Below are 22,854 nucleotides of genomic sequence, written 5' to 3'. Positions count from 1 at the left end.
TCTTCCTATGGTGGGAGGAGGTCCTTCCCTTGGACCTTGTGAAGGCCGTACATCATACTGTGAGAGCACCTTTCTATGTAGGGTCGCCCATTATAATTTGTATCTTTACACCGCACACCTGTAGCGTGCAGTATTAAAGTCCTACAGATATTACAGATCGTAAGTCTATGAATCAATTTCTAAAGAAGGGGCTCGTGCTGGCGACCGCCGCCCTCTCTATCGGCTACCAAGCAAAGGCTGATAAGGGGATGTGGCTGCTCAACGAGCTCACGCGAGAGAACGTCGCTCAGATGAAGGAACTGGGCTTCCGCCTCCCCATTGACTCCCTTTACAACCTGGACAAGCCCAGCGTGGCCAACTCCGTTGTAATCTTCGGTCGTGGCTGTACCGGGGTCACTGTCTCCAGCCAAGGTCTTATCTTCACCAACCATCACTGCGGCTTCGACGCTATCCAGTCGCAGAGCACCGTCGACCACGACTATCTCCGTGACGGCTTTGTCTCGCAGAGCTTCTCTGCAGAGCTCCCCATCGAAGGGCTCACCGTGAGCTACCTCTCCTCTATCCGTGACGTCACGAAGGAGATCCTGGCTCAGCTCAAGAAGCCTAAGAATGAAATCGAGCGCCTCTCGCAGATCCAGAAGATCTGTCAGAGCCTTGAGGCCGCTGAGAACAAGCGCCTCAAGAGCGAGCATAAGCGTGTACAGGTACGCCCCTACTATGCTAACAACAAGTACTATCTCATTACCTACGATGTCTTCAGCGACGTACGTCTCGTCTTCGCTCCTCCAGGATCTGTAGGTAAGTTCGGCGGTGATACGGACAACTGGATGTGGCCCCGACACACAGGTGACTTCTCTGTCTTCCGTGTCTATGCGAACAAGGACAATGCTCCAGCCAACTACAGCAAGGATAACGTCCCCTACAAGCCCAAGTACCACGCTACCGTATCTACCGAAGGCCACGAGAAGAATGACTACGCGATGACTATCGGCTTCCCTGGCTCGACCTCGCGCTACATCCCTTCCTTCGCTGTAGAGAACCGTATGAGGGATCAGAACGATCCTCGCATCGAGGTACGCGGCATCAAGCAGGATATCTGGCGTGCAGCGATGAATGCTGATCAGGCTACCCGCATCAAGTATGCCTCTAAGTACGCCCGTAGCTCCAACTATTGGAAGAACTCTATCGGGATGAACAAGGCGCTCGTCAAGCTTGGCGTCCTCGATCAGAAGCGCGCTGAAGAAGCTTCCTTCGAAGAGTGGGTAGCTGCTTCGGGCAAGAAGGCTCAGGCCTACAAGGGCATTCTCTCCGAAATGGAAGGTGCATACAAGAAGCTTGGTAACATCGAGCGCCAGTCTATGTATCTGCGCGAAGCCCTCATCGGTGGTACGGAGATCGTCTCTGCTGCACGTGGTCTGGGTGATCCCGCCAAGGTCAAGAAGCTCGCTTCTCAGCCTAAGGAGCAGCTCGCTCAGATGATCAATGATCTCTACAAGGACTATGTGCCTGCACTTGACCAGAAGGTCCTGCCTGCTATGCTTGACATCGTACGTCAGCGCGTCGATGCTAATCGCGTAGCTCCGATCTTTGACCTTATTAATAAGGAGTATGGTGGCGATACGAAGGCTTATGCTGATGCGCTCTTCGCTAATAGTGTCGTCCCCTACAAGGATAAGCTTCTTGCGACCCTTCAGCAGCCCAATGCAGCCGAAATCCTAAGCAAGGATCCCGCTGTCCTGCTTTCGAATAAGGTGTGGGAGATCTATACGGCCTTCTCTAACGAGCTGAAGCCTCTCTACGAACCTATTGATCGTGGCAACCGTCTCTACTTCGCTGGCCGTCGTGAGCAGAACCCCTCCAAGCCTATGCCCAGTGACGCTAACTCTACGATGCGTATGAGCTATGGTACGATCAAGGGTTATAGTCCCGCTGACGCTGTAGAGTATGACTACTTCACCACTAGCCGTGGTATCCTCGAGAAGAATAACCCCGAGTCTACGGAGTTCAACGTCTTCCCCTCCTTCCTTGAGCTGATTAAGAAGGGTGATTGGGGCCGTTGGGCAGACAAGAAGGATGGTAAGCTCCACGTAGCCTTTATCTCGACGAACGACATCACAGGCGGTAACTCCGGTAGCCCTGTCTTCGACAAGAATGGTCGCGTATTCGGTCTGGCCTTCGACGGAAACTGGGAAGCTATGAGCGGTGATATCGAGTTCGAGCCCAACCTCCAGCGTACGATCGTAGTCGACATTCGCTACGTCCTCTTCACCATCGATAAGTGGGGCAAGTGCTCCCGTCTGATCGATGAGATGACGATCAAGTAGTCCCACGGGTACTACAACTATAAATATAAAAGAGGCGCCTCTTACCACTTGGTAGGGGCGCCTCTTTGCTGTATTAGCGAACTTAACTCATTTTAATCTCGCAGCCTTGCAATATGTCTGGTTAATTGGCTAAAATGTGGTAATTAGAGCGGTATAGAAATGGAGTTGAGATCCCGCATATTTAGGGCGTTTGATCTTTGTTTTGTACGGGCTTTAAAAGGCCTTTGTTATCTAAATAAATTCCTTAACTTTGCTATGCACGAGTGAAGGACCCTTCACCCATAGCACCAGTAGACAAAGTAAACACAATCAGATATGGATGCTAAGATTCAAGAACTGACCGAGAAGATCTACAACGAAGGCGTCAAGCAAGGCCAAGCCGAAGCAGATCGCCTTATCGCTGAGGCTGAGACACGCGCTGGAAAGATAGAGGCAGATGCCACAGCCCGCGCCGAAGAAATCATCAAGTCTGCTGAGCGCCGAGCCAGCGAGCTAAAGAAAAACACAGAGTCAGAGCTTCGCCTCTATACGGCACAGCTCGTCGATTCCCTCAAGAGTAGTATCTCCGATCAGATCCAAGGCGAGGTCGCTAAGAGTAGCGTACAGGCACTGTCATCTGACCCCGCCTTCATCCGAAGCTTCATCCTTAAGATCGCAGAACGCTTTGATCTCACTCGTGGCGTAGAGATCTCCACCGCTGATGCAGAAGGCCTCCGCTCCTACTTCACCTCCCACGCTAAGTCTCTGCTTGAGTCGGGCGTTTCGATTCGCTCTGTAGCTGGTAAGCCTACAGACTTCTCTATCGCTCCCAAGGATGGTAGCTTCAAGGTACAGTTTGGCGAGGCTGAATTTATTGAGCTTTTCAAGAGCTTCCTCCGCCCCGAGATGAACCAGATGCTCTTCTAACCTACGCTATAAATTAAGGAGAGCATTCATGGCTAAGTATTATGCACTAATCGCTGGACTACCCAATATCACGGTAGATAGCCCCAAGCCTCCGTTCACTACTGCAAGCTTCTACGAAGAACTCCTCCCTATCCTCACGAAGCAAGATCTCCAGTTGCTGGAAGTCCTGCGTCAAGAAGCACTGAATAAAGAGCTTCTTAATTGGATCGTCGCAGGAGAGCTTACCCCACCAGAGCAAGAGCCTGAGCAAAGCTATGAGGTGGACTACTCAGGGGAGTCCGCGGAGGCATTGAGCCCAGAGATAATTCGCCTGCAAGCTCTACAGTCTGTGTCTGCGGCGGCTAACCAAGGTAAGCGTAATCCGCGCCCCAAGGTGGTCCCAGACTATATCTCTCGCTTCGTCTATGATCTCTATCACCGTGAGGTGAAGAGCGATGAACAAGATAGCTCTGAAGCTGTAGCACCACGCCTCTTCGATGAGATCGGTAGTGATCGCTTAGCATTGGAAGACTTGATCGCCAGCTACTACTATGATTCGATCGCTGATTCAAGTAGCACCTTCCTCACAGAATGGTTTGCCTTGAATAAGAATATCCGCAATATCTTAGCTGTCTTCACTTGTCGCCGATTAGGCTGGGATCCTCAGCGTTATCTAGTCGGGAAGGGTGAGGTGGAAACACAGCTCTTGCAGTCGAAGGCTAAGGACTTTGATCTTGGAGAGAAACTTCCCTACCTGCCTAAGGTCCTTCAGATCGCAGAAGAGCGAGATATCGCACGCCGAGAACGCTTGATCGACCTACTAAAGTGGCAGTGGATGGATGAGTGGACCTTTGTACGAGTCTTTGATATTGACAATGTACTCTGCTACTATCTCCGACTTGGAATCCTCGAGCGCTGGGCCAACCTCAATGAGACGAAGGGAGAAGCAACTTTCCGTAATATCGTCCATTCGCTTAAGGGTGAAAGTGCTCAGGTACTCCAGGACTTCAAGAAGGCTCAGAGACGCTAAGCTACATACTCAGAAAACAGAATAATCATATGAAGCGCCTTGCCTCACCAGTGAGGGGACGCATGCAAAATAATAAGGGATACATGGCAACAAAAGGTAGTGTAAAAGGTATCGTCTCGAACCTCGTGACCATCGAGGCTGACGGTCCTGTCGCCCAGAACGAAATATGCTACATCACCGTCGGTGGTGTGCCACTGATGAGCGAAGTCATCCGTGTCAATGGTAAGAACGCTTATGCTCAGGTCTTCGAGTCGACCCGTGGTATGCGCATCGGAGACCCCGTCACCTTCGAGGGGCACATGCTTGAGGTTACACTCGGCCCAGGGATGCTCTCAAAGAACTATGATGGTCTGCAGAATGACCTCGATAAGATGGATGGAGTATTCCTCAAGCGAGGCTCCTATACTTACGCCTTGGATGAGGAGAAGCTCTGGGACTTCAAGCCTTTAGCTACGGTTGGTGATCGCGTCACTGCGGGAGCTTGGCTTGGTGAAGTCGAAGAGAACTTCCAGTCAATCAAGGTCATGGTACCCTTTACCTTTGAGGGTATCTACACGCTTAAGAGTCTACAACCTGCGGGTAAGTATACTGTCGAAGACAATATCGCAGTCCTCGTCGATGAGTCTGGTGTAGAGCACCCCATCACGATGAAGCAGAAGTGGCCCGTCAAGCGTCCTATCACCTGCTACGCAGACAAGCCACGTCCTCATAAGCTACTCGAAACAGGGGTTCGAATGATCGATACGATGAACCCCATCGTCGAAGGTGGTACGGGCTTTATCCCTGGTCCTTTCGGTACGGGTAAGACCGTCCTACAGCATGCCATCAGTAAGCAGGCTGAAGCTGACATCGTGATCATCGCTGCTTGTGGTGAACGTGCTAACGAGGTTGTAGAAGTCTTCAAGGAGTTCCCTGAGCTTCTTGACCCCAACACAGGGCGTCCTTTGATGGAGCGTACGATCATCATCGCTAATACCTCTAATATGCCTGTGGCAGCCCGTGAAGCTTCGGTATACACGGCGATGACTATCGCAGAGTATTATCGTAGCATGGGGCTTAAGGTCCTTCTGATGGCTGACTCAACTTCCCGCTGGGCACAGGCTCTTCGTGAAATGTCCAACCGTCTCGAGGAACTTCCTGGTCCTGACGCTTTCCCAATGGACCTTTCGGCAATCGTCGCAAACTTCTATGCACGTGCAGGCTTCGTTCATCTGAAGAACGGTCAGACGGGGTCCGTAACCTTCATCGGTACAGTTTCTCCTGCAGGGGGTAACCTCAAGGAGCCTGTGACGGAAAACACTAAGAAGGTAGCACGCTGCTTCTATGCACTAGAGCAGGAGCGTGCCGACCGCAAACGCTATCCCGCTATCAACCCAATCGATAGCTATTCAAAATATCTCGAATACCCTGAGTTCGCAGACTATGTCGCTGAGCGAGTAGGGGCTGGATGGATTGATCAAGTGAGCGAACTCAAGCAGTGGCTCATCCGCGGTAAGGAGATCTCAGAGCAGATCAATATTCTTGGGGACGACGGTGTGCCTCTTGATTATCACGTGACCTTCTGGAAGTCTGAACTTATCGACTTCATCATCTGCCAGCAGGATGCTTTTGATAGCATTGACTGCAACTGCTCACTCGAGCGTCAGGAATTCATGGTGCGTCGTGTTATGCAGGTCTGCCATACTGAATTCTCATTCGAGGGCTTCGTCGAGGTTGGTGACTTCTTCAAGGAGCTGATCAATGCCTTCCGACAGATGAACTATGCAGAGTTCGATAGTGACGAATTCCGCAAGCAGCAGGCTAAGGCCGATGAACTGGTATCCCAACGTGCTAAAAACTAACAGCGCTATGGCAGCAAAAGCATTTCAAAAGATTTATACCAAGATAGAAAACATCACCAAGGCTACCTGTATGCTTCGTGCTACGGGAGTAGGTAATGAAGAGCTGGCTACCATTGGTGGCCGTCTGGCACAGGTCGTCCGCATCATGGGAGATGAGGTAACACTGCAGGTCTTCGGTGGTACAGAAGGGATCCCTACCAATGCTGAAGTGATCTTCCTCGGGAAGGCCCCTTCGCTCCAGGTCGGAGATCAGCTCATCGGACGCTTCTTCAATGCCTATGGTGAGCCTATTGATGGTGGTCCCGCAGTCACGGGGCGTGAGGTGGAAATTGGTGGTCCATCAGTGAACCCCGTGCGTCGTGAGCAACCCTCTGAGCTGATCGCTACGGGTATTGCAGGGATTGACCTCAATAATACTCTCGTCACCGGTCAGAAGATCCCCTTCTTTGCTGACCCTGACCAGCCCTTTAATGAGGTCATGGCGATGGTGGCACTCCGAGCTAAGAGCGATAAGATTATTCTCGGGGGGATGGGTATGACGAATGACGACTACCTCTTCTTCAAGAATACCTTCAGCAATGCAGGTGCTTTGGACCGTATTATCAGCTTTATCAATACGACTGAAGACCCCTCCGTTGAGCGCCTCCTCATTCCAGATATGGCTCTGACGGCTGCTGAGTACTTCTCGGTTGAAAAGAAGGAGAAGGTCCTGGTACTTCTGACGGACATGACAAACTATGCCGACGCCTTGGCTATCGTCTCCAACCGTATGGACCAGATCCCCTCTAAGGACTCAATGCCAGGTTCGCTGTACTCAGACCTTGCTAAGATTTATGAGAAGGCTGTGCAGTTCCCCGATGGAGGTTCGATCACAATCATTGCTGTGACGACGCTCTCTGGAGGTGATATCACACATGCTGTACCTGACAATACGGGGTACATTACCGAAGGTCAGCTCTACCTGCGTCGTGACTCCAATGTGGGTAAGGTCATCATTGACCCCTTCCGCTCGCTCTCTCGACTCAAGCAGCTTGTCATCGGGAAGAAGACACGTGAGGATCACCCACAGGTGATGAATGCCGCTGTCCGTCTTTTCTCCGATGCCGCAGGTGCTCAGACGAAGATGGAGAATGGTTTCGACCTAACGGACTACGACGAGCGTACACTTCGCTTCGCTGCGGACTATTCGCGTGAGCTCCTTGCCATCGACGTCAACGTCGATATCGAAGGAATGCTCGACACTGCATGGGGACTCTTCGGTAAGTACTTCCGCCCTGCAGAAGTCAATATCAAGCAATCACTCATCGATACTTACTGGCCTAAAGCCTAAAAAGCTCGCGATAATATGTTTGCCCATGGGGAGCCATCACTCCCTATAGGTCTAGCTGGTAGAGTCAAATAAGACAGAGAATGAACTCAAATATTTTTATGTTCCTCTGCTCCTCTTTCGCCGATGTAGCTCCTCTACTAGAGCATGCTTGCCCTATGGAGCTGCAAGAGAAGGTCGTCACCTTCATCCCCACAGCTAGCATCCCGGAGTCCTATACTGAGTATGTTGGGCTGGGGCGAGAGGCTTTGGAGACATTGGGGCTGAGAGTCGAACTTTTGGATGTCGCAGAGGCTTCAGCCGAGGAGATTGAGGCCTCACTCTATCGTGGGGATCTTATCTACATTTCAGGAGGAAATACCTTTTTCCTCCTTCAGGAGCTGAAGCGCAAGGGGGCGGATAAGCTTATCCAGCGGGAGATCGAGACAGGGAAGCCCTATATAGGGGAGTCGGCTGGGGCGATGATTCTTGCTCCAAGCATTGAGTATGTTCAGTTAATGAATGAGACTCAGGCTGCTCCCGAGCTGACCTCCTTTGCTGCACTAGGCTTGATTGAGAAGTATCCTTTGCCTCACTACCAGTGCTTCCCCTTCGTCGAAATAGGAGAGACTGTACTCGCTACGTATGGAGGCCGGCTCTCTCTCGTGCCGATCACGAACCATCAGGCGATAATTGTCCGGGGCCGAGAGCTCTCCATCATAACTAAGGAATAACTAGTTAGACATTAAACGTCTTATGGCGATACGATTCCAATACAATAAGACCTCACTACAACAACAGGAGAAGGCGCTGAAGATGCGCCTGCGTACCTTACCCACTATCAAGAGTAAGGAGAGCGCCCTACGTCAGCAGGTCAAGCAGACCAAGCGTGAGGTGGATCTCCTCGAGGAGAAGCTCGAGCAAGAACTGCGGGGATACCAGGGAATGGTCAGCCTGTGGGACGAATTTGATGCTTCGCTCATCACTGTCGATCGCGTGGATCTGTCGATGAAGAAGATTGCAGGGGTTCTACTCCCAGTGCTTGATGGTATTCACTATGAGGTACGCCCCTTCAGTATCTTCAATGCACCAAGTTGGTGGGCAGAGGGTATTGAGCTCCTCAAGACTCTTGCAACTACTGGTATCGAGGCAGAGTTTCTCCGCCTGAAGATGGAGTACCTCGAGCACGCTCGAAAGAAGACCACGCAGAAGGTAAATCTCTTCGAGAAGGTTCAGATCCCTGGTTATCAGGATGCGATCCGTAAGATCAAGCGCTTCCTCGAAGATGAGGAGAGCTTATCGAAGGCCTCGCAGAAGATTATGCGCACTAACATCGAGCTGCGTAAACAGAAAGAAGAAGAGGAGGCTGCACAATGATTAGGTCAATGAATAAATATGCCTTCCTGGTCTTTCATTCGGACTATGAAGGCTTCCTTCACAAGCTACGCAGCCTGGGTGTCCTACATGTTAATGAACAGAAGGATAGTCGTGAGGTCGAGGAGCTACGTAGCATTCTCTCCGAGCGTACCCATATCAAGGATACCTTGTGCGCCCTGCGTCCCTATATCACAGACGAAGCAGCTGAGCTTTCCCAGCCCATCAAAAATGAGGCGGAGGGTGAAGCTCTGATATCTGAGATCGAGGGAGAACTGAGGCGCTTGTCAGTCCAAGATGAGGAGCTGGCAGCTCTTCGTCTCGAAGCAACCGAAGTCCGTCCTTGGGGGGCTTTTGATCTAGCTGCGGTTAGTCAGCTATCAGAAGCTGGCTACGCTCTTAGCTTCTTCACGATTCCTCAAGCGCGCTTTACCGAGGCATTCGAAGCGGAGTATGATGTCGTGCCCGTTGCCACGCTCTCAGGTCGAGTCTATTTCGTTCATCTACATGCTGCTGGAGCTTCACAGACTCTACCAGAGGCTGAGCATGTTGCCACTCCCAAACGTAGCATTGCAGAACTCGAGGGACTTGTAGCTGAAGCTGAGGCTGCACGAGCTCAGCAGCTGGAGAAGCTCACCGAGCAGACTAAGCTTTGGCAGGATCAGCTCGCCAGCTATGATCTCCTACTGGAGAACCGCTTTACCTTCGGCCGTACGCGACTCCAAGGGGAGCGCCTTGCTGATGAGAAGCTCCTTCTGCTGGAGGGCTTTGTACCTACGGACGATGCTCCAGCCTTTGAAGCTGCACTGGAAGAAGCTGGCTACTATTTCCGTCAAGTCGACTTTGATCCCGAGATGGAGCGTGTGCCCATCCAGCTGAAGAATAATGCATTCGCACGCTGCTTCGAGTTCATTACAGGCCTCTTCTCACTGCCGAACTACCAAGAGATTGACCAGACATATCTCATCGCCCCCTTCTTCATGCTCTTCTTTGGCATGTGCTTCGGGGATGCTGGGTATGGTCTTCTACTCTTCGCCGTATGTACCTACTTCCGCCTGCGTAGCAAAGGTGGAGACACAAGCCTCTTGGGCCTTGGCCAATGGCTGGGTGGTGGTGCCTTCGTTGTCGGTATGCTTATGGGGGGGATCTTCGGTGTCGAGCTGCCCTGGGCTCACAACAAGGCGTACATCTTCAACCAGGATAATATGATGATGATCTCTGTCATCATCGGCTTGGTACAGATCCTCCTTGGTAAGACTATTGGGGCCTATAAGAAAGGTCTTCAGAAGGGCTGGCGTCACTCCTTGGCTGGCTATGCTTGGGTACTCCTGCTCGTAGCTGTAGGCTTGATCTACGCCTTGCCAAAGGCATCGATCACACTTCCACAGCCTGTGACCTATATTCTCTATGGTATAGCTGGTCTCTCGGTGCTCGTTGCCTTCTTCTACAATAGCCCTGGGAAGAACCCCTTCATCAACTTCGGTTCAGGGCTTTGGAGCACCTATGAGACAGCCTCAGGTCTTCTCGGGGACTCGCTCTCATATATCCGTCTCTTCGCTATCGGTCTGACGGGTGGTATCCTCGGGAGTGTCTTCAATCAGCTCGCCATGTCATGCGTCCCTGAGGCGGGGAGCGGTGCAAGTGTATTCAGCTACATCATCGGCTGGGTCATGGCACTCCTCGTCCTACTCTTCGGGCATGGGATCAACTTCGGTATCGCTATGATCGGTGCCTTTGTACACCCACTACGTCTGACCTTCGTAGAGTACTACAAGAACAGTGAGTTCGAAGGTGGCGGTAAGCCCTACACCCCTTTCACACGTAAGTAAAAACAAACTAAATATTCTCTTAAACACAAGTAACGATTATGAATGAGATGTTATCTTTCCTCGGCATTGTGCTGATGGTTGGTCTGACGGGTATCGGTAGTAGCATCGGTGTGACGATCTGCGGTAACGCTGCTGTCGGTGCGATGAAGAAGAACCCAGATGCCCTCGGGCAGTATATCGGGCTCTCCGCACTCCCTAGCTCTCAGGGGCTGTACGGCTTCGTCGGCTTCTTCATGGCTAAGGCTGCTCTCGACAAGCTCGTCGCTGCTGGCCCTGTATCGATCTATGCCGCTTGGGCTATCCTCGCTGCTGGGATCATCCTCGGTATCGTAGGTGCTTACTCTGCGATCCGCCAGGCTCAGGTCTGCGCTAACGGGATCCAGGCTATCGGGAATGGTGAGAACGTCTTCAGCGCTACGATGGTCATGGCCGTCTTCCCTGAGCTTTACGCGATCCTTGCCCTTCTGGTGACGATCCTCATCGTAGGCTCCTTCTAAGGGAACGAAATCGCACTATAAATATCTGCCTCAGGGCTACCCGACTTCGCTGTGGGGTAGCCCTGAGGTCTTTTTACCGCTATGCTATGGTGATACGTCAGAGTACTCCAGAGGACCTGCCCGAGATCCTGCGTCTTATCGCAGCGGCGCGAGCATTCATGGTTGAGCGCGGCAATCCCTCGCAGTGGCCTGAGGGCTACCCATCGGCTGAACAGCTTAGCTCGGATATCGCTCGTGGCCATAGCTATGTCTGTGTGGCTCCCGAGTATGCGGGGCTCGTCGGCACCTTTTACTTTGCTGTCGAAGAGGAGCCAAGCTATCAGCATATCGAAGGGCGATGGCTCAATGATAACCCTTATGGCGTCATCCATCGCTTAGCCTCCGATGGACGTGTGCGAGGCCTCTTTCGTGAATGCCTTGCATTTGCTTCTAAGCATTGCTCTGAGATCAGAGTTGATACCCATGAAGACAATGCTCCTATGCGTCAGCTTCTCGTGGCAGAGAGCTTCGTCCCTTGTGGAACGATATATGTAGCTGACGGTAGCCCGCGTATAGCTTATCAGAAGTCGCTTAAAGGATAGGTCGCATCTTCTACGTTAGATGGTTTTGAAATAAAGAAGCCTGCCTCACGAATTCTATCGTGAGGCAGGCTTCTTTACTTTAGGGAATGGGGTAGCTCCCTTATAGCCTTAGAAGATAGCTGGCACGCGACTTAGCTTCAGCATAAGTGAAGAGATCCAAGAAGCGGGCTCGGGAGGCTTCGCTCTCATTGAGTTGGGGGGCGATAAGCTCCAGCGCTTGCAGTCGCAGTTCATCCCCAGAGAAGTAGCGCGAGAGAAGCTCGACGCCTTGCTCTATACTGATCTTGTGACCCGTAAGCTCCGAGCGAAGGATGCGAATTCGCTCTCCCTGCTCGTAGGTCAAGCTCAGCTTGGTGAGCAGAGGCTGATACCACGTCATCTTATCCATGATGGCATCCTGATTCTGCTGCATGCGCTCGAGGATACCTGCACCATAATCCTCATTGCTTGTACTGCGAGATGAGCTGAGGTAGCCTCGGTAGCGTCCACTCTGTGAGAGACCGAGAAGACGTCGTGCCTTCTCTTGCGCATCCAGGAAGTCAAAGCATTCGATGAGTCGGTAGGCGTTGTACCCGTCACGTAGGTGTGGAGCTATGGCCTCGAGGACCTGTAAGCGCTCTTCATCCCAGTTAAACTGCTTCAGAATACGCTCTGTCTGGCGTACCGTAAAGGTATTGAAGCGCGCAGCATCTTGTACATAGCGGATCTGATCCTTCGGGAATGATAGTCGATTGATCCCTCGTAGGAACTCTTCGAAGTCCTCTTCTCGAGGTATCTGCCCCCCATAGCGCGGGTCATACTGGCGGGGAATAGTCGGTCCGAATTGTCGGAGGATACGCTCTGCTCTCTCACGATCTCCGTAGCGAAAGAGGTCAAGTAGGTAGGGTGAATTGTACACGTCTCGTAAGCGAGGAGCTAAGGCGCGTAGGACATTGAGTCGCTGCTGTGTGTCAGAGAATAGATTGATAAGGCGTGCTGCTTGCTCTGTAGTGAAGTAGCTCCGTCGAGCTACCTCTTCGATGAAGCGAATCTGATCCCCCGTGAAGATCAGCTCTTGTACATCGCGATAGAAGAGCTCAAATGCCCGAGCATCGTCTCCGTAGGGATCGCTATAGCCTCGTCCAGGATAGTACCCTGGGTCGGGGTACTGCCTATCGCTGGGATACGGATAGGTTGGCTGAGGATGGGGGGATGCAATGATGACGGGCGCTGTCTCAGGATAGGTGGTAGTCCGGGCTGGGGAGGGGGCATTTTCCTTGCTATCAAACTGACTCACGCGATCATTGACGAAGGTCACATGCACCGAGATTGAATTACCTGGGAAGTCTGAGAAGTTGTATTCCCAAAGCTCAGATTGATCGGCTTGGATACTACGATTGAGAGGTGCACCTAAGAGTGAGGTCACTTGCTCCTTAGTCATCCCACGCTCGATCTTATTGACTCCTTGGCGTATTTTGCCGAGGCCACAAGAGCTGATGGTGATGACGATGCCGACAGTAGCGGCGAGGCTTGTAATGGTCTTCATAGTGTATGATGTGTGGATGTGTCGGTATATATGCGAGGAGCCCCCTCTATGGGATAGCCCTCAAAGAGGAGGCTCCTTGCGGATAAGAGAGGCGAAGCTCTCAAGATAGGCTCATCAAATGATACCCAAGAGGCGACGTGCCTCCTGCTGAGAACTGGAGAAAGAGAACTGATCAACGATACGATAGGAGTTCCGTGGATCACGAAGTCCTGAGGCTACACAAGCCAAGACTTTGAGCTTCTCTTCATCGAAGCTGAAAAGACGGAGTAGCTTGATCGTCTGCTGCGTCGTGAATCGGTTCCTACGGGCCACATCACGGATATAGCGGATCTTGTCATCTGTGAATGTCTGCCGCTGGACCTCGCGATAGACCTGACTGAACCACTGATCATTCTGGCGGTCACTGCGGTAGTCCCCATAGTCATCATAGTCTCCGTATCCACCATTGCCACCGTAGCCTCCATAATCACCATTGCCGTAGGGATAGTTCCCCCGTTGACTTGGATAGCGTCCACGATCGGAGTCATTGTAGTCTCCATTGTACGTATTCATACGCACGACACGTCCAGAGGAAAAGCTGATGACAGTGATCCGCTTTTCGAAGAGGCCTGACTTATGATATTCCCATTCTTCGATGCCGTTGTCTCCGAATCGACGGTAAGTGGGGCGTCCCATGAGCGAATATACTTGCTCTTGGCTCATGCCACGCTCAATGCGCTGTGTATCACGGCGTCCCATAGTTCCTTCACCCAGCATAGCCAGGTCACACGAGCTGAGGGTGAGAAGCGATGCTGCGCTGAGCAATGCAATGATCTTCTTCATACGCTATACAATATATATAGGTGAGACATCAAAAACGAGCAGATCCCTCTGTCAAAGGGTGCTCTATCTGTCGCTAAAGTTAAATCATCTTTACCAAATATCCTATACTTTGGATGGTTTCATGTTAAAAAGTCAAATCTATGGCGATGTGAATGCTGCTTTTTCACGTATTCCCCCTTCGAACTTCTCAGCCTAAAGGCTCCGATTTCCGAAGGAAGAAGGAACGAGTAATGAAGAGGTCCGCTTGCTCAATGGTCCCATATATCGGTATATGGGTGTGTGGGTAGATCTATATAGGATGGTGAAGAAAGCTATATAGCTCTGGACTGATCCCTATATAGCTTTGTGAAGTGACCTCTATTAGGTTGTTTCTCTGCGTCGGGATAAAAGTTATGGACGAGCGGCAGATAAGTTTGGACTACGTATGTGGTCCTAATATCTACGTACGTGGATATTTGGATTTACGTGCCTGGTCTTTAAGACTATGTACGTAGACAGAGGAAAACCACTACGAGAAGGCGCTTTTTTCTTCATGAGAAGGATACTTTTCCCTCCGCTGGATAAGAAGAATGCGCGCGATAATGATAATGTGAAGGGCTTGCGTATCCCTTCGGAGAGGCATATCGGTGTGAGCTGGGCGTGTGATGCCTTAGCACTCTAAATAGAGGGCCGGACTCTCAGCAACAGTCTCATTTGGATGCTTTACCTCAGCAAAGTTTCTTTGGGTATGAATCGCCAATTCCATAAAAGCCCTCTAAGCCGCGATCTTCCTTCCCATGATACCCAGCCTTTACCATCCCCTTGATCATGCCTCTGCGTACGAATTTTAGTGGTGTCAATATGTCACTGTGTTTGCTCGTCTAAATTTACTTCGCACGGAGAATCCTACACGTTGAATTCCCTCTTCGATTTTAATTTACAAACACGAATTCGCAGGATGGGTAGGGGAGTGCTACAGATATTCAAATTAATATTTCATGAAAGCAAAGCGGATTGCTGCTGCTCTTTGCACTGTGCATGCCTATGTGCTAATAATCAAATGATTATGTATTGATGTGTGAAGTTGTAGGTGTAGGTATAGAGAGGATAGCCCGTGTTTTGCCTCCATTGCACTTTGTTTTTGTAGTTGTATCTACCTGTAAAAGAGTTGATTGCTGTTATTCCGTAAAGCAAAGCTTGTAGCTGTTTTGGGCGTAGGATGGTCATGGTTTTGAGGATATGAAGCTGGGCTTACCTGAAAGGATTTAAATCCAAAATGTGCGATATTCATACGGTTGAATTTAAATCGCTATCTTTGTTTTGTAATTCGAAATTATAATTCAAGCGGTCATTATGTCAGAGTATATAGACCTATCAGCCATAACAAAACGCCTTAAAGAGGTCGTTGATAGGAGCGGGCTTACATCAAGAGACTTTGCGATGAAGGCTGGAATTGCTCCTGCGACGCTATCCCTCAATCTCAATGAGAAGCAACAGATCAATGTGGCGACAATAAACAAGATCGTTGAGCACTTCTCCGACATTATGAGTCCCGAGGAGTTTGTCTTTGGGGTGTCTAGTGTGTCAAATGATTCGGGACGGGACCTCTTTGCTTCTACGGGAGTGAAGGGGGAGGAAAAAGAGACCCTTCGCGCGATACTTCAAGCTCAAGCAGAGGAGATAGCACGCCTAAAGGCTGAGGTGCGAGAGCGTAGAGAGAAGGGAATTGCCCATATAACTGTCTTCTACGACGACAATAGTTTCGCGACTTTCAAAGACACCGAGGAGTAGCTGTAGGGCACAGGATTCTGCGTATCTTTGTGTATCTAAGTCACGGTATCTCACTCTATGAAAAAGTATTCTCTTCGGTTTACGCTTCTCTCCACTCAGGCTCTGGGTGCGGGTAATTACCTGCTGAAGCTGCAACTTCCCGAGGCCGCAGGCACCTTCCCCGCTATGGCAGCTGGGCAGTTCGTCCAAGTTGCGGTCCCAAGGGGCTTCGTCCTTCTACGTCGTCCTATATCTATATGTAATGTGTATCCTGAGCGCCGCGAGCTTTGGCTACTTATCGGGCGAGTTGGGCAAGGGACCTCCATCCTTACAGGGCTTGCAGACGGCACAGAGCTGGATCTGCTTATTCCGCTGGGCAATACCTTTAGTGTAGAGGGCGTCGAGCGTCCACTGCTGGTCGGTGGCGGTGTCGGTATAGCCCCTATGCTCTTCTTGGCTCGTACCTTCGCTGAGCGAGGTGTCCGTCCTACGATTCTTCTTGGAGGACGTACCGCAGGACACATTGTACTCCGTGAGGAGTTTGCGGCTCTTGGCGATGTCTATTACACGACTGATAGTGGCGAACTGGGGGTTGAGGGTCGCGTGACAGATCATCCGATCCTGCACGAAGGGTCGTTTGACCGCGTCTTTACTTGTGGCCCTAAGGTCATGATGATCGCTGTGGCAAAGGTGGCTGAGGCGCGCGGTATTGACTGCGAAGTCTCGCTGGAGAACAGTATGGTATGCGGTATCGGAGCTTGCCTATGCTGTGTAGAAGATCTCGAAGGGAAAGGGAATACTTGCGTGTGTACCGAAGGCCCCGTCTTTAATTCTAAGCTTGTCAAGAAAGACTAATCATGCTCAAGACACAAGTACATATCGGCAGAGGGCTCACGATTAAGAATCCCGTGATGACCGCCTCTGGGACCTTTGGTTATGGGCTCGAATACGGAGACTTCATCGACCTCAACCGTCTTGGTGGGGTTCTCGTCAAGGGAACGACGCTACATCCTCGTCAGGGAAACCCTTATCCCCGCATGGCAGAGACCCCTTCGGGTATGCTCAATGCCGTCGGACTGCAGAACAAGGGGGTAGACTACTTCTGCGAGCATATCTATCCCACGATATCAGGCTATGACACAGCGATGATCGTCAATGTCAGTGGCTCGCAAGTCGAGGATTATATCGAGACAGCTGAGAAGATCAACGACTTAGAGAGGATCCCTGCTATCGAGCTCAATATATCGTGCCCCAATGTGAAGGAGGGTGGAATGGCCTTTGGTGTGACGTGTGCTGGAGCCGCCTCTGTCGTCCGTGCGGTGCGTGCGGTCTATGATAAGACGCTCATCGTGAAGCTGTCGCCCAATGTCACTGACATCACGGAGATCGCACGAGCTGTCGAAGCTGAAGGGGCTGACTCGATCTCAATGATCAACACACTCCTGGGGATGGCCATTGACGCAGAGAAGCGCCGTCCGGTACTTTCGACTATTACGGGTGGACTCTCTGGCCCAGCGGTGAAGCCCATAGCCCTGCGCATGGTCTGGCAGACGGCTCAGGCGGTGAAGGTTCCCATCATCGGTATGGGGGGCATTTCCTCGGCTAAGGATGCGATTGAATTCTTGCTCGCAGGGGCTTCAGCCGTCGAAGTCGGTACGTACAATTTCGTGGATCCTTCCGTAACCACTCAGATCGTCGACGGCATCGAGGACTATATGCGTCGCCATGGCTTCACGGATATAAATGATCTGATTGGTGCCCTGCAGATCACTAAGAAGTCGTAAACTCTGTTTTAGGATACGGCCAACATAGAGGAATTTCCCTCTATATATAAGGTATCGTCTAAGCCCGAGCTGCTCATTAAAATTGCCTTGTGTGCACCAGTCTATGTGTTATGTTTAATTTATTCGGAAGGCGGTGTTGTTTGGCAAGGAAAGCTCCATGAAGGAGGTCTCTACTCTACTGCTTCCAAGTATAGCATGAGCAGGCTTCTTCATAATCTGAGTATCTTTGTATGGTGCTAAGACATATCATGATTAGCACCATGGACTATACGACAGAGTTATGAAGCACTTAGTATCGATCAACCAACTCTCTACAGAGGATATCCTTCGGCTCCTTGATCGAGCAGCTCTCTTTGAGCAGAATCCCAATCGCAAGCTTCTTGAGGGGCGCGTCATCGCAACCCTCTTTTTTGAGCCCTCTACACGGACCAGATTAAGCTTCGAGACCGCTGTAAATCGCCTGGGAGGTCGTGTCATCGGCTTCTCTGATGCAGCAACTTCAAGCTCGGCTAAGGGCGAATCCCTCAAGGATACCATCTCTATGGTCGGTAACTATGCTGATGCCATCGTGATGCGCCACTACCTTGAGGGAGCTGCACTCTATGCTTCTGAGCTCGGGCGTGCCCCCATCGTCAATGCGGGAGATGGTGCTAACCAGCATCCCTCGCAGACCCTGCTGGACCTCTATGCGATACGCAAGACGCAGGGCACTCTCTACGATAAGACCATTGCATTGGTTGGTGACCTGAAGTATGGCCGTACCGTGCATTCTCTCATTGTGGGTATGGCTCCCTTCCGCCCTCACTTCATCTTTGTCTCTCCCCCTGAGCTTATGATGCCCGAGGAGTGCAAGGACTTCTGTCGCCGTGCAGGTATTCCGTTTACAGAGACGACGGACTTCACACCCGAGGTTATCCGAAGTGTTGACGTCCTCTATATGACACGCGTACAGCGAGAGCGCTTCATCGATCTCGAGGAATATGAGCGTGTGAAGAATGTTTATGTCCTTACCGCTGCAATGCTGGAGGGTTGTCGAGAACACCTGCGTATCCTTCATCCCCTACCTCGTGTCGGCGAGATCGCTCAAGATGTGGACGACACGCCCTACGCTTACTATGTAGAGCAAGCACAAGGCGGGCTATATGTCCGTCAGTCCATCCTCTGCGAAGTCCTCGGCCTTGAGGTCAATGACTAACCTTCCCACGCCTCCTATTAGATAAGCTATGAACAAAGACAAGATGCTCGTCGAGGCGATCCGTAATGGGATTGTCTTAGACCATATACCCGCAGAGAAACTCTTCAAGATCGTGGCACTTCTCCGTCTTGACGCGCTGACGACTCCTGTGACGATTGGTAACAACCTCATGAGTGCCCGTCACAAGCGCAAGGGGATCATCAAGATGGCTGACCACTTCGTCTCCTCCCAAGAGATCGACAAGATCGCCCTACTCGCCCCCGAGGTTCATCTCAATGTCATCCGTGACTACCAGGTCACGGAGAAGCGTCAGGTAGCTCTTCCCAGTGAGGTCAAGGGTTTAGTTCGCTGCCCCAACCCCAAGTGCATCACCAACGCTGAGCCCATGCAGACGCGCTTCCATGTGTCTACCGAGGAGGACTCAGATCAGAAGTGCCTCTTAGAGTGTCACTACTGTGGACGAAAGACGCGTGCTGAGGAGGTCGAGCTACTATGAGAGTAGACTGGAAGCCCGGAACACTTATCTATCCCCTACCCGCTGTCCTCATCAGCTGCGGCACGATGGAGGATGGCGGAGCTAATATCCTGACCGCCTCATGGGTGAGTACGGCATGTACCAATCCCCCGATGTGTGTCGTCGGGATACGCCCTGAGCGTCACTCACACAGCATCATCAAGGAGCAAGGTGCCTTTGGTATCAACCTTTCTACTGTGTCGATGGCCCGAGAGACGGACTGGTGTGGTGTCGTATCAGGAAGGCGCGAAGATAAGTTCGCTGCCTGTGGCTTCACGAAGGAAGAAGGCACAGTGCTGGGAGTGCCACTTATCGAAGAGTCACCCATTAGCCTAGAGTGCCGTGTGCGTGAGATTACCTCTCTCGGGAGTCATGATCTCTTCCTCGCGGATATCGTCGGGGTACGAGCTGACGAGCAGTACATTGATCCTGAGACGGGGGCCTTTGATATGAAGCGCGCAGGTCTCTTGGTCTATGCCCACGGCGAGTACTTCGGCTTGGGCGAATATATAGGCCACTTCGGCTGGTCCGTACGTAAGAAGAAGACCAAGCGCCGCTGAGCCTTCTTACTTAATATAGAGCAATACAACCAACTATGGGGGTAGATCGCACTGCCGACCTGCCCCCTATCTTTGGGACACTACATGGAGATAAATAGATTAGACGTCTACCCGCATAACTTCTCTGAGAAGATCGGCTATAGTGAGGTCAGACACCTGCTGGAGGAATACTGTGCATCCTCTCTGGGAAGAGAAGAGATGCAGGCGCTTGAAGCCTCTGCAGATAAAGAAGATATAGTAAGGGCGCTGGATGAGACCCGTGAGATGATCACCATCATGGCGGGTGAATCCTCACTCCCCTCCTTGGCGCTTGTGGACTGCCGTGACGTACTGCGTCGCATCCGTCCGCAGGGTACGTTCATCGAAGAGGAGGAACTCCTTGACCTACTGCGTATGCTGGAGACGCTACATAGCCTCCAGCGCTTCTTCCTCGAGGAGCATACGACGGGCGAGCGTGCGGCGGAGACTTTCGCCTATACCTATCCTCGCCTTGCCTCGCTGCTTGAGGATACGCCTTCCTTCCCTAAGATTGAGAGCCACCTTCGCTCCCTGCTTACCGAGGAGGGAAAGCTTCGTGACAATGCTTCGCGTGATCTCTTACGCATCCGTCAGACTATTCGTGAGACGGAGCGTAGCCTCTCGGGTATGCTACAGCGCATCCTCTCGACGGCACGCCGTGAGGGATGGGTGGAGCAAGACGTACAGCCTGCCCTACGTGATGGTCGCTTGGTCATCCCTATGAGCCCTATGCACAAGCGTAAGCTCCGTGGTATCATTCACGACGAGTCAGCGACGGGGAAGACAGTCTATGTCGAGCCTGTTGAGTTGGTCGAAGCCAACAATCATATCCGTGAGCTGGAGAGTGAGGAGCGCCGTGAGGTTATCCGCATCCTCACCGAAGTGGCCAGCCGTCTTCGTCCCAACATCCCTCACCTCCTCACCTCCTATAGCCTCCTCGCGCACTATGACTTTGTCCGTGCAAAGGCTCGTTGGGCGGCTGATATAGGCGGTATCTGTCCCCGCATCTCGGACAGCCCCATTGTCGAATGGTGGGGAGCAAAGCACCCACTTCTCCTACGTTCGCTACGTGCTCAAGGACGCAATGTCGTGCCCTTGGATATCCGACTGGTAGCACCCGAAGCTCGTATCCTCCTGATATCAGGGCCTAATGCTGGGGGGAAGTCCGTTTGCCTCAAGACGGTCGGTCTTCTGCAGTACCTCGTACAATGCGGCGTACCTGTCCCTATGGCTGATCACTCTTCGGTCGGTATCTTCGACCGTCTCTACATCGACATCGGGGATGAGCAGTCTATAGAAGATGACTTGAGTACCTACAGCTCGCACCTGCGCAATATGAAGCACTTCGTCCGTGAGGGCGGAGCACGAAGCCTGCTGCTCATCGACGAATTTGGTGGCGGCACGGAGCCTACGATCGGTGGGGCTATTGCACAAGCCCTCCTACATCGCTTCAATGATGCTGGTGCCTTCGGTGTCATCACCACGCACTATCAGAATCTCAAGACTTACGCCGAGGAGCATGCTGGCCTTATCAACGGGGCGATGCTCTATGACCGCCACGAGATGCGCCCGCTCTTCCGCCTCTCTATTGGTCGCCCTGGTAGCTCCTTCGCCATTGAGATCGCCCGCAAGATCGGTCTGCCCGAGGAGGTCATCAGCGAAGTCCGCGAGACGGTCGGTGCTGACTACATCGACATGGACAAGTACCTGCAAGACGTCATACGTGACAAGCGCTACTGGGAGAGCAAGCGCCAGAGCATCCGCCAGGAAGAGAAGCTCCTCCAAGAGGCTTCGAGCAAGTACACCGAGGAGATGACGCGCATCGCTGAGGAGCGTAAGCGCATCATCGCCGAAGCGAAGAAGGAAGCCCAGCGCCTTATCCAAGAGGCGGGCGGACAGATCGAGCGCACGATCCGTGAGATCCGTGAGGCCGAAGCTGCTAAGGATGAGACGCGTATTATCCGTCAGCGCCTTGCTGACTATAAGGAAGGACTCTCGGCAGAAGAGGAAGCCGAGGCTCTGGCACGGGCTAAGAAGACGCAGCGTGAGGTAGAGCGTCTCCTTGCACGCCGTCAGCGTCATGCCGACCGCAAGGCCAAGGGGAAGGAACCCCTACCTAAGCTCCACCAGCCCTCTGAGGAAGCTCCTTCTTCCGCCACTCCACTACTCACAGCACCACTCACCGAAGGCAGTGTCGTGCGTATTGAAGGACAGAAAGCTCTTGGTACAATTATCTCCCTCTCGGGACGTGAGGCAACGGTGGCTCTTGGAGAGCTAAAGACCACCATTCCCGTTAAGCGCCTTCATGCGGTCTCCCCTGCCGAAGCGGAGCGCCATCGCAAGAAGATTTCACCCACTCAGGCCGTTCGCTCCTCGGGGATCATTGACCAGATCCATCAGAAGCGCCTTACCTTCCGCCAAGAGATCGACGTCAGAGGTTTCCGTGCCAATGAGGCGGTCGATGCTGTGGCTTACTTCGTCGACGAAGCACTCCAGCTCGGCGTAAGCAGTGTACGCATCCTACACGGGACGGGTACGGGTGCTCTTCGTGAATCTATCCGCACGTATCTGAGCGGAGTACGAGGTGTCCAGCACTTCCGTGATGAGGATGTTCGCTTCGGAGGCGCAGGGATCACGGTCGTAGAAATGGAATAGTTCAGCCCCCTACCCTTCCCCTTTTTGTGGCAAGACCGAATGCTGGCTTAAATGGCAGGTATTCGATCTTGCCACAATACGTATATGTTTCTTGCCCGAAACCTATACATTTTGAGACCATTACGCAAGGCCATTTCTTCGCAGCTTGCACTTTTCTCCTTCGAACGTCTCAGCCTAAAGGCTCCGATTTTCGAGGAAAGAAGGTCGAGTAATGAAGAGGTGGTCTTGCGCAATGGTCTCATAATAGGTATATGGGTGCGTGGCGTAGAGCTATATAGGATGGCGAAGAATGCTATATAGCTTTGGACTGATTCCTATATAGCTTTGCTTGGATTCCTATATAGCTTTCGGCGCGAAGCTATATA

The 22,854-nt window shown here is 51.9% G+C and carries 19 protein-coding genes; 17 read left to right on the top strand and 2 right to left on the bottom strand.

Annotated features, from left to right (window positions below; all coding sequences use genetic code 11):
* Positions 1–167 precede the first annotated feature (167 nt).
* From IEX77_RS01865 to IEX77_RS01820, 10 genes are all read left to right on the top strand, one after another.
* Positions 168–2,324, top strand: a complete 2,157-nt coding sequence (locus IEX77_RS01865; protein WP_188807451.1) for a S46 family peptidase — start codon at positions 168–170, stop codon at positions 2,322–2,324.
* Between the two features lie 315 nt (positions 2,325–2,639).
* Entirely contained in the window at positions 2,640–3,230 is a 591-nt protein-coding gene (locus IEX77_RS01860; protein WP_009433042.1) for a hypothetical protein, read from the top strand.
* A 28-nt stretch (positions 3,231–3,258) separates the two neighbouring features.
* Entirely contained in the window at positions 3,259–4,239 is a 981-nt protein-coding gene (locus IEX77_RS01855; RefSeq protein ID WP_188807450.1) for a DUF2764 family protein, read from the top strand.
* Positions 4,240–4,322: 83 nt separating this feature from the next.
* Positions 4,323–6,080 (top strand): V-type ATP synthase subunit A, encoded by a 1,758-nt coding sequence (locus IEX77_RS01850; protein WP_188807449.1) that lies wholly within the window; start codon positions 4,323–4,325, stop codon positions 6,078–6,080.
* 7 nt (positions 6,081–6,087) lie between these two features.
* The gene (locus IEX77_RS01845) at positions 6,088–7,410 is read left to right on the top strand and encodes a V-type ATP synthase subunit B (protein WP_188807448.1); all 1,323 of its coding nucleotides are present in this window, start codon (positions 6,088–6,090) and stop codon (positions 7,408–7,410) included.
* A gap of 80 nt (positions 7,411–7,490) precedes the next feature.
* Positions 7,491–8,120, top strand: coding sequence for a Type 1 glutamine amidotransferase-like domain-containing protein (locus IEX77_RS01840; RefSeq protein ID WP_262890254.1), 630 nt, complete (start codon positions 7,491–7,493; stop codon positions 8,118–8,120).
* Between the two features lie 22 nt (positions 8,121–8,142).
* A complete protein-coding gene (locus IEX77_RS01835; protein ID WP_060935876.1) occupies positions 8,143–8,763 on the top strand; it encodes a V-type ATP synthase subunit D in 621 nt (206 codons plus the stop codon).
* Between the two features lie 8 nt (positions 8,764–8,771).
* Positions 8,772–10,589 carry a V-type ATP synthase subunit I gene (locus IEX77_RS01830; protein WP_188807447.1) on the top strand — a complete coding sequence of 606 codons (1,818 nt, stop codon included), beginning with the start codon at positions 8,772–8,774 and terminating at the stop codon, positions 10,587–10,589.
* 38 nt (positions 10,590–10,627) lie between these two features.
* Positions 10,628–11,086 carry an ATP synthase subunit C-like protein gene (locus IEX77_RS01825; RefSeq protein ID WP_009432996.1) on the top strand — a complete coding sequence of 153 codons (459 nt, stop codon included), beginning with the start codon at positions 10,628–10,630 and terminating at the stop codon, positions 11,084–11,086.
* A gap of 86 nt (positions 11,087–11,172) precedes the next feature.
* A complete protein-coding gene (locus IEX77_RS01820) occupies positions 11,173–11,667 on the top strand; it encodes a GNAT family N-acetyltransferase (RefSeq protein ID WP_188807446.1) in 495 nt (164 codons plus the stop codon).
* Between the two features lie 100 nt (positions 11,668–11,767).
* On the opposite strand, the gene IEX77_RS01815 is transcribed toward IEX77_RS01820, so the two are convergent.
* A complete protein-coding gene (locus IEX77_RS01815) occupies positions 11,768–13,192 on the bottom strand; it encodes a DUF4476 domain-containing protein (RefSeq protein WP_188807445.1) in 1,425 nt (474 codons plus the stop codon).
* Positions 13,193–13,306: 114 nt separating this feature from the next.
* On the bottom strand, positions 13,307–14,014 hold the full coding sequence (locus IEX77_RS01810; protein WP_188807444.1) for a DUF4476 domain-containing protein: 708 nt from the start codon (positions 14,012–14,014) through the stop codon (positions 13,307–13,309).
* Between the two features lie 1,332 nt (positions 14,015–15,346).
* Between IEX77_RS01810 and IEX77_RS01805 the strand changes: the two genes are divergently transcribed.
* The 7 genes from IEX77_RS01805 (at position 15,347) to IEX77_RS01775 (ending at position 22,489) form a co-directional block, all read left to right on the top strand.
* Positions 15,347–15,784, top strand: coding sequence for a helix-turn-helix domain-containing protein (locus tag IEX77_RS01805; protein ID WP_229770769.1), 438 nt, complete (start codon positions 15,347–15,349; stop codon positions 15,782–15,784).
* Between the two features lie 57 nt (positions 15,785–15,841).
* Positions 15,842–16,618, top strand: a complete 777-nt coding sequence (locus IEX77_RS01800; RefSeq protein ID WP_188807443.1) for a dihydroorotate dehydrogenase electron transfer subunit — start codon at positions 15,842–15,844, stop codon at positions 16,616–16,618.
* Between the two features lie 2 nt (positions 16,619–16,620).
* On the top strand, positions 16,621–17,547 hold the full coding sequence (locus tag IEX77_RS01795) for a dihydroorotate dehydrogenase (protein WP_188807442.1): 927 nt from the start codon (positions 16,621–16,623) through the stop codon (positions 17,545–17,547).
* 280 nt (positions 17,548–17,827) lie between these two features.
* On the top strand, positions 17,828–18,742 hold the full coding sequence (gene pyrB, locus IEX77_RS01790; RefSeq protein WP_188807441.1) for an aspartate carbamoyltransferase: 915 nt from the start codon (positions 17,828–17,830) through the stop codon (positions 18,740–18,742).
* Between the two features lie 28 nt (positions 18,743–18,770).
* Positions 18,771–19,238, top strand: coding sequence for an aspartate carbamoyltransferase regulatory subunit (gene pyrI / locus IEX77_RS01785; protein ID WP_188807440.1), 468 nt, complete (start codon positions 18,771–18,773; stop codon positions 19,236–19,238).
* Positions 19,235–19,816 (top strand): flavin reductase family protein, encoded by a 582-nt coding sequence (locus IEX77_RS01780; protein ID WP_188807439.1) that lies wholly within the window; start codon positions 19,235–19,237, stop codon positions 19,814–19,816. The genes pyrI and IEX77_RS01780 overlap by 4 nt, the downstream gene beginning before the upstream one ends.
* An 84-nt stretch (positions 19,817–19,900) precedes the next feature.
* Complete coding sequence (locus IEX77_RS01775) at positions 19,901–22,489, top strand: endonuclease MutS2 (RefSeq protein WP_188807438.1); 2,589 nt, start codon at positions 19,901–19,903, stop codon at positions 22,487–22,489.
* The last annotated feature ends 365 nt before the right edge of the window (positions 22,490–22,854 follow it).

The organism is Porphyromonas pasteri (genome assembly GCF_014647755.1).
GTDB lineage: Bacteria > Bacteroidota > Bacteroidia > Bacteroidales > Porphyromonadaceae > Porphyromonas > Porphyromonas pasteri.
Note: the sequence above shows the minus strand (reverse complement) of the source record. Positions and strands in the feature narration are given on the sequence as shown.